This window comes from Aromatoleum toluvorans (assembly GCF_012910905.1).
Classification (GTDB): Bacteria; Pseudomonadota; Gammaproteobacteria; order Burkholderiales; family Rhodocyclaceae; genus Aromatoleum; species Aromatoleum toluvorans.
The window spans coordinates 111,439-117,766 of the sequence record NZ_WTVN01000011.1; the positions used below are offsets into that span (position 1 = coordinate 111,439).

A 6,328-nucleotide genomic window follows, 5' to 3' on the forward strand; every position below is an offset into this window, starting at 1 on the left:
CGGTTCGATATGAACAAGAAAGTGGTTCGTCTGCGTCGTGCTCGTAAAACCCGAGCCAAAATCGCGGAACTGAAGGCGGTTCGTCTGACTGTGTTCCGTTCCAATTCCCATATCTACGCCCAGATCATCGACGGTTCCGGCGCGCGGGTGCTTGCAGCTGCCTCCACGGTCGAGGCCGATGTGCGTTCGCAACTGGCTCATGGCGGCAATGCTGCCGCCGCGGCGGTCGTCGGCAAGCTGATTGCCGAGCGTGCGAAGGCCGCGGGTATCGAGTCTGTCGCGTTCGATCGCGCCGGCTTCCAGTATCACGGTCGCGTCAAGGCGCTGGCCGAGGCCGCCCGCGAAGGCGGTCTCAAGTTCTAAGCGAGGAATCGTATGGCTAAGCAACAAAGCAAGCGTCCGCAGGCTTCCGAGGAGCGTGACGACGGCCTGCGCGAGAAGATGGTCGCCATCAACCGTGTCACCAAGGTCGTGAAGGGTGGTCGTATCCTCGGTTTCGCGGCGCTGACGGTGGTTGGCGACGGCGATGGCGGCATCGGCATGGGCAAGGGCAAGTCCCGCGAAGTCCCGGTGGCGGTGCAGAAAGCCATGGACGAAGCGCGCCGCAAGATGGTCAAGATCTCGCTGAAGAACGGCACGCTGCAGCATTCGGTGATCGGCAAGCACGGCGCCTCTTCGGTTCTGATGCAGCCGGCACCGAGCGGTACCGGCATCATCGCCGGCGGTCCGATGCGCGCCGTCTTCGAGGTCATGGGTGTGACCGACGTGACGTGCAAGTGCATCGGCTCGTCGAATCCGTACAACGTCGTGCGTGCAACGCTGAACGGCCTCCTGGCGGTCAATACGCCGGCGGAGATTGCTGCGAAGCGTGGCAAGAGCGTCGAAGAGATTCTGGGGTAAGCCATGGCCGAGAAAACGATCAAAGTTACGCTGGTCAAGAGCGTTATCGGTACCAAGCAGTCGCACCGTGCGACGGTGCGCGGACTCGGTCTGCGCCGCCTGAACCATACGGTTGAACTCCAGGACACCCCGGAAGTTCGCGGTATGGTGAACAAGGTGTCCTACCTGGTGAAGTGTGAGGGTTGAGATGCGTCTGAATACGATTAAACCCGCGGCGGGCTCGAAGGCCGCCGGCAAGCGCGTGGGACGCGGCATCGGCAGCGGCCTCGGCAAGACTTGCGGCCGTGGCCACAAGGGCCAGAAGTCCCGCTCGGGCGGCTTCCACAAGGTCGGCTTCGAAGGCGGTCAGATGCCGCTGCAGCGTCGTCTGCCGAAGCGTGGCTTCGTCTCGCTGACCGGTTCGCGCAACGCCGAGGTGCGTCTGTCCGAAGTGGACAAGCTCCCGGTGGACGAGATCGATCTGCTCGTGCTGAAGCAGGCCGGTGTGGTGCCGAGCGATACGCTGTCCGCGAAGGTCGTGCTGTCCGGTTCGATCGGGCGCAAGGTCACCCTGCGTGGCGTGAGCGCCACGAAGGGTGCGCTGGCTGCCATCGAGGCGGCCGGCGGTTCCGTCGTCGCCGAGTAAGCAAGGAACCGAGCTGTGGCCAATCCCGCTGCCACGTTGGGTACGCCCGGTCGCTTTGGCGATCTGAAGCGCCGACTGATGTTCCTGGTCGGCGCGCTGATCGTTTACCGCATCGGTGCGCATATTCCCGTGCCCGGAATCGACCCTAATCGGCTGGCCGAGCTGTTCCAGTCGCAATCGGGGGGGATTCTCGGGGTCTTCAACCTGTTCTCGGGCGGTGCGCTGTCGCGCTTCACGATCTTCGCGCTGGGGATCATGCCGTATATCTCGGCGTCGATCATCATGCAGCTGATGACCGTTGCGGTGCCGTCGCTCGAAGCGCTGAAGAAGGAAGGCGAGGCCGGTCGGCGAAAGATCACGCAGTACACCCGCGCCGGCACCTTGGTGCTGGCTCTGGCGCAGTCCCTCGGTATCGCGATCGCGCTCGAGGGGCAGGCCGGGCTTGTGCTCGACCCGGGGCTCACCTTCCGGTTCGTGACCGTGGCGACGCTGGTCACGGGCACGATGTTCCTGATGTGGCTGGGTGAGCAGATCACGGAACGCGGGCTGGGCAACGGTATCTCGCTGATCATCTTCGGCGGTATCGCGGCGGGTTTGCCCGGGGCGATCGCCGGTCTGTTCGAGTTGGTGCGCACCGGGGCGATGCATCCCTTCACGGCGCTGCTGATCTGTGTGCTCGTCGTGCTGGTGACCGCGTTCGTGGTGTTCGTCGAGCGTGGGCAGCGCAAGATTCTCGTGAATTACGCCAAGCGGCAGGTGGGCAACAAGATCTACGGCGGACAGAGCTCGCATCTGCCGCTGAAGCTCAACATGTCCGGTGTGATTCCGCCGATCTTCGCGTCGAGCATCATCCTGTTCCCCGCGACGCTGGGCCAGTGGTTCGGCTCGTCGGAAAGCATGATCTGGCTGCGGGACCTTTCGGCCAAGCTGGCTCCCGGTCAGCCCGTCTACGTGATGCTGTATGCGCTGGCGATCGTGTTCTTCTGTTTCTTCTACACCGCTCTCGTGTTCAACGCACGGGAGACGGCGGACAACCTGAAGAAGAGCGGGGCATTCGTTCCGGGCATCCGTCCGGGTGACCAGACGGCCCGGTACATCGACAAGATCCTCACCCGGCTCACGCTGGTGGGAGCGGTGTACATCACGCTGGTGTGTCTGCTGCCGGAGTTCCTGATCCTGAAATGGAACGTACCGTTCTATTTCGGTGGGACCTCGCTGCTGATCATCGTGGTGGTGACGATGGACTTCATGGCGCAGGTCCAGGCATACGTGATGTCGCATCAGTACGAAAGCCTGCTGAAGAAAGCGAATTTCAAGGGGGCGGGGCTTCCGATCCGGTAAGTTATGGCGAAGGAAGACGTCATCGAGATGCAGGGGGAGGTTACCGAGAACCTTCCCAATGCAACGTTCCGCGTCCGACTCGAAAACGGACACATGGTCCTCGGGTACATCTCCGGAAAGATGCGCATGCACTACATCCGCATTCTCCCCGGCGACAAGGTCACAGTGCAGTTGACGCCCTACGACCTGACCAAGGCCCGGATCGTTTTCCGGACCAAGTAATCAAGAAACAGGAGCAAGGAAATGAGAGTTCAGGCTTCGGTCAAGCGGCTGTGCCGCAACTGCAAGATCGTTCGTCGCAAGGGTGTGGTCCGCGTCATCTGTGCGGATCCGCGGCATAAGCAGCGCCAGGGTTGATCTTCGGGCGTTCAGGGATTAACATTTAATGTTTAGCATTTTGGGGTAATCGAATGGCCCGTATTGCTGGGGTAAACATTCCCAATCACAAGCATGCCGAGATTGCGCTGACCGCCATCTATGGAATTGGCCGTTCGCGTGCTCAGAAAATCTGTGACGCTGCCAACATCGTGCGTTCCGTCAAGGTGAAGGATCTTACCGAGTCGGACATGGAGCGCCTGCGCGATGAGGTGGCCAAGTTCGTCGTCGAAGGCGATCTTCGCCGTGAAGTGACGATGAATATCAAGCGCCTGATGGATCTGGGCTGCTATCGAGGTGTCCGTCACCGCCGCGGTCTTCCGCTGCGCGGTCAGAGGACCCGGACTAACGCCCGCACCCGCAAGGGACCGCGCAAGGCGATCGCCGGCAAGAAGTAATAAGGACTGATAATGGCTAAAACCGCAACGAAAGTTCGCAAGAAGGTCAAGAAGAACGTTGCCGAAGGCATCGCTCACGTTCATGCGAGCTTCAACAACACGATCATCACGATTACCGACCGTCAGGGTAACGCCCTGTCGTGGGCGACGTCGGGCGGCGCGGGCTTCAAGGGCTCGCGCAAGAGCACGCCGTTCGCCGCTCAGGTCGCAGCCGAGGCTGCCGGCAAGGCAGCCCAGGAGTGCGGCGTGAAGAATCTCGAAGTGCGCATCAAGGGCCCCGGCCCCGGCCGCGAATCCGCCGTTCGCGCCCTGAACGCGCTGGGCATGAAGATCTCCAGCATTACCGACATCACGCCGATCCCGCACAACGGCTGCCGTCCGCCGAAGAAGCGTCGTATCTGACAAGGAGTTGAAACGTGGCTCGTAATCTGGATCCCAAGTGCCGTCAGTGCCGTCGCGAAGGCGAGAAGCTGTTTCTGAAGGCCGAAAAGTGTTTTACCGACAAGTGCGCGATCGAGCGCCGGTCGTATGCTCCTGGTCAGCATGGCCAGCGTTCCGGTCAGCGTCTGTCCGGCTACGGCGTTCAGCTGCGCGAAAAGCAGAAAATCCGCCGCCTCTATGGCGTGCTCGAAGCGCAGTTCCGCAAGGTGTATGCCGAAGCTGACCGCCGTCGCGGTCAGACGGGCGAAAACCTGCTGCAGTTGCTCGAAGGTCGTCTGGACTCCGTCGTCTACCGCATGGGCTTCGGCGGCTCGCGCGCAGAAGCGCGCCAGCTGGTTCGGCACAACAGCATTCTCGTGAATGGCAAGCGCGTCAACATTCCGTCGTACGTCGTGCGTCCGGGCGAAGTGGTCGAGCTCACCGAAGCCGCGCGTGGCCAGTTGCGCGTGAAGGCCGCGCTGGAAGCGGCCGCTGCTCGCGGGTTCCCGGAGTGGCTGGAAGTTGATGCCAAGGCGGGCAAGGGTGTGTTCAAGGCCTATCCGCAGCGTTCGGAGCTGCCGCCGACGATCAATGAAGGTCTCGTCGTCGAACTGTACTCCCGCTAACGGGTTCGCCTGAAGACTCACAGATCCGAGGAACTGCTGATGCAAAGCAATTCACTGCTGAAACCGCGCATCATCGACGTCCAATCCGTGTCGCCCGTTCAGGCGCGCGTGACGATGGAGCCGTTCGAGCGCGGTTTCGGTCATACCCTGGGGAATGCGCTGCGGCGCATCCTCCTTTCCTCGCTGCCGGGCTATGCGCCGACGGAAGTCTCGATCGAGGGCGTGCTGCACGAGTACTCGACCCTGGACGGGGTGCGCGAGGACATCGTCGACCTGCTGCTGAACCTGAAGGGCGTGGTGCTGAAGCTGCACAACCGCGGCGAAGCGACCCTGCGTCTCTCGAAGTCCGGCGACGGCGTGGTTACCGCACGCGACATCGAGGCCAGTCACGACGTCGAAATCATCAATCCTGATCACGTGATCGCGCACCTTGCCCCGGGTGGCAAGCTCGACATGCAGATCAAGGTCGAGGAAGGTCGTGGTTATGTTCCGGGCAACGTGCGTCCGGCGGCCGGCGAAAGCAAGAGCATCGGTCACATCGTGCTGGACGCCTCGTTCAGCCCGGTGCGCCGTGTGAGCTACCTGGTCGAGAGCGCACGTGTCGAACAGCGCACCGACCTTGACCGGCTCGTGATCGATATCGAGACCAACGGCGCGGTGGACCCCGAAGAGGCGATTCGCTATGCGGCCCGCGTGCTGATGGATCAGCTGTCGGTGTTTGCGGATCTGGAAGGCACGGCGCCGGTGGCGGAAGTCGCCGCCGCCCAGGTGATCGATCCGGTGCTGCTGCGTCCGGTCGATGACCTCGAGCTGACCGTGCGGTCGGCCAACTGCCTGAAGGCCGAGAACATCTACTACATCGGCGATCTGATCCAGCGCACGGAAACCGAGCTGCTGAAGACCCCGAACCTCGGCCGCAAGTCGCTGAACGAAATCAAGGAAGTGTTGGCCTCGCGTGGGCTTACGCTCGGCATGAAACTGGAAAACTGGCCGCCGGCCGGGCTCGAGAAGCTCGGTTGAGTCGGCGCAGTTGAGTGAGGAATAGAAATGCGTCACCGCAACGGTCTTCGCAAGCTTAACCGTACCAGCGCGCATCGCCAGGCGATGTTCCGCAACATGGCCAATTCGCTGCTGCGTCACGAAGTCATCAAGACGACTCTGCCCAAGGCCAAGGAACTGCGCCGCGTGGTCGAGCCGCTGATCACCCTGGGCAAGAAGCCCAGCCTGTCGAACCGTCGTCTGGCGTTCAGCCGTCTGCGCGACCGCGACATGGTCGTGAAGCTGTTTGACGAGCTGGGTCCGCGTTTTTCGGCCCGTAATGGCGGCTATCTGCGCATCCTGAAGTTCGGCTTCCGCGACGGCGACAATGCGCCGATGGCGCTGGTCGAACTGCTGGATCGTCCGGCAGAGGTCGAGGGCGACGTGGCTGGCAAAACGAAGGAAGCCGCTGCGGCGTAAGAATTCGCTTCGCGACCATCGTGTCATGGAAAATGGGCCGTTACGCGGCCCATTTTTTTTGGTGCGCCCGGCAGGGCGCACTCACTTGGAGGTGGAAGTCCTCTACTCGCCCGGCAAGGGGAAGAGTTAGCCGAACGGCAAGGGTGTCGCGGGTAACTGCGAATCTGGAGGAAGCCGAAGGCAAA

The 6,328-nt window shown here is 62.0% G+C and carries 12 protein-coding genes; all 12 read left to right on the forward strand.

What is annotated here, in order from left to right; all coding sequences use genetic code 11:
* Nucleotides 1-9: 9 nt before the first annotated feature.
* Genes rplR through rplQ form a run of 12 tightly spaced genes read left to right on the forward strand, consistent with a single transcriptional unit; the run spans nt 10 to nt 6,143 of the window.
* Nucleotides 10-363, forward strand: a complete 354-nt coding sequence (gene rplR / locus GPA22_RS09480) for a 50S ribosomal protein L18 (RefSeq protein WP_121430159.1) — start codon at nt 10-12, stop codon at nt 361-363.
* Nucleotides 364-375: 12 nt separating this feature from the next.
* A complete protein-coding gene (gene rpsE / locus GPA22_RS09485) occupies nt 376-900 on the forward strand; it encodes a 30S ribosomal protein S5 (protein WP_121430158.1) in 525 nt (174 codons plus the stop codon).
* Between the two features lie 3 nt (nt 901-903).
* Nucleotides 904-1,086 carry a 50S ribosomal protein L30 gene (rpmD, locus tag GPA22_RS09490; protein WP_015437566.1) on the forward strand — a complete coding sequence of 61 codons (183 nt, stop codon included), beginning with the start codon at nt 904-906 and terminating at the stop codon, nt 1,084-1,086.
* A gap of 1 nt (nt 1,087) precedes the next feature.
* Nucleotides 1,088-1,525, forward strand: a complete 438-nt coding sequence (gene rplO / locus GPA22_RS09495; RefSeq protein WP_169255832.1) for a 50S ribosomal protein L15 — start codon at nt 1,088-1,090, stop codon at nt 1,523-1,525.
* Between the two features lie 15 nt (nt 1,526-1,540).
* The gene (secY, locus tag GPA22_RS09500; protein WP_169255833.1) at nt 1,541-2,866 is read left to right on the forward strand and encodes a preprotein translocase subunit SecY; all 1,326 of its coding nucleotides are present in this window, start codon (nt 1,541-1,543) and stop codon (nt 2,864-2,866) included.
* Between the two features lie 3 nt (nt 2,867-2,869).
* A complete protein-coding gene (gene infA, locus GPA22_RS09505) occupies nt 2,870-3,088 on the forward strand; it encodes a translation initiation factor IF-1 (RefSeq protein ID WP_015437563.1) in 219 nt (72 codons plus the stop codon).
* Nucleotides 3,089-3,109: 21 nt separating this feature from the next.
* Complete coding sequence (gene rpmJ / locus GPA22_RS09510; protein ID WP_076603157.1) at nt 3,110-3,223, forward strand: 50S ribosomal protein L36; 114 nt, start codon at nt 3,110-3,112, stop codon at nt 3,221-3,223.
* A gap of 53 nt (nt 3,224-3,276) precedes the next feature.
* Entirely contained in the window at nt 3,277-3,639 is a 363-nt protein-coding gene (rpsM, locus tag GPA22_RS09515) for a 30S ribosomal protein S13 (RefSeq protein WP_169255834.1), read from the forward strand.
* Nucleotides 3,640-3,651: 12 nt separating this feature from the next.
* A complete protein-coding gene (gene rpsK, locus GPA22_RS09520; RefSeq protein ID WP_121430154.1) occupies nt 3,652-4,041 on the forward strand; it encodes a 30S ribosomal protein S11 in 390 nt (129 codons plus the stop codon).
* Between the two features lie 14 nt (nt 4,042-4,055).
* Nucleotides 4,056-4,685 (forward strand): 30S ribosomal protein S4, encoded by a 630-nt coding sequence (gene rpsD / locus GPA22_RS09525; RefSeq protein ID WP_121430153.1) that lies wholly within the window; start codon nt 4,056-4,058, stop codon nt 4,683-4,685.
* Between the two features lie 39 nt (nt 4,686-4,724).
* Entirely contained in the window at nt 4,725-5,705 is a 981-nt protein-coding gene (locus tag GPA22_RS09530) for a DNA-directed RNA polymerase subunit alpha (protein WP_169255835.1), read from the forward strand.
* A gap of 27 nt (nt 5,706-5,732) precedes the next feature.
* Nucleotides 5,733-6,143 carry a 50S ribosomal protein L17 gene (gene rplQ / locus GPA22_RS09535; protein WP_169255836.1) on the forward strand — a complete coding sequence of 137 codons (411 nt, stop codon included), beginning with the start codon at nt 5,733-5,735 and terminating at the stop codon, nt 6,141-6,143.
* The last annotated feature ends 185 nt before the right edge of the window (nt 6,144-6,328 follow it).

Coding starts and splice junctions, on each gene's coding strand:
- rplO (WP_169255832.1), top strand. CDS start 1,088: ATGCGTCTGAATACGATTAAACCCGCGGCGGGCTCGAAGGCCGCCGGC.
- rplR (WP_121430159.1), top strand. CDS start 10: ATGAACAAGAAAGTGGTTCGTCTGCGTCGTGCTCGTAAAACCCGAGCC.
- GPA22_RS09530 (WP_169255835.1), top strand. CDS start 4,725: ATGCAAAGCAATTCACTGCTGAAACCGCGCATCATCGACGTCCAATCC.
- rpsM (WP_169255834.1), top strand. CDS start 3,277: ATGGCCCGTATTGCTGGGGTAAACATTCCCAATCACAAGCATGCCGAG.
- rplQ (WP_169255836.1), top strand. CDS start 5,733: ATGCGTCACCGCAACGGTCTTCGCAAGCTTAACCGTACCAGCGCGCAT.
- rpsE (WP_121430158.1), top strand. CDS start 376: ATGGCTAAGCAACAAAGCAAGCGTCCGCAGGCTTCCGAGGAGCGTGAC.
- rpsK (WP_121430154.1), top strand. CDS start 3,652: ATGGCTAAAACCGCAACGAAAGTTCGCAAGAAGGTCAAGAAGAACGTT.
- infA (WP_015437563.1), top strand. CDS start 2,870: ATGGCGAAGGAAGACGTCATCGAGATGCAGGGGGAGGTTACCGAGAAC.
- rpmJ (WP_076603157.1), top strand. CDS start 3,110: ATGAGAGTTCAGGCTTCGGTCAAGCGGCTGTGCCGCAACTGCAAGATC.
- rpmD (WP_015437566.1), top strand. CDS start 904: ATGGCCGAGAAAACGATCAAAGTTACGCTGGTCAAGAGCGTTATCGGT.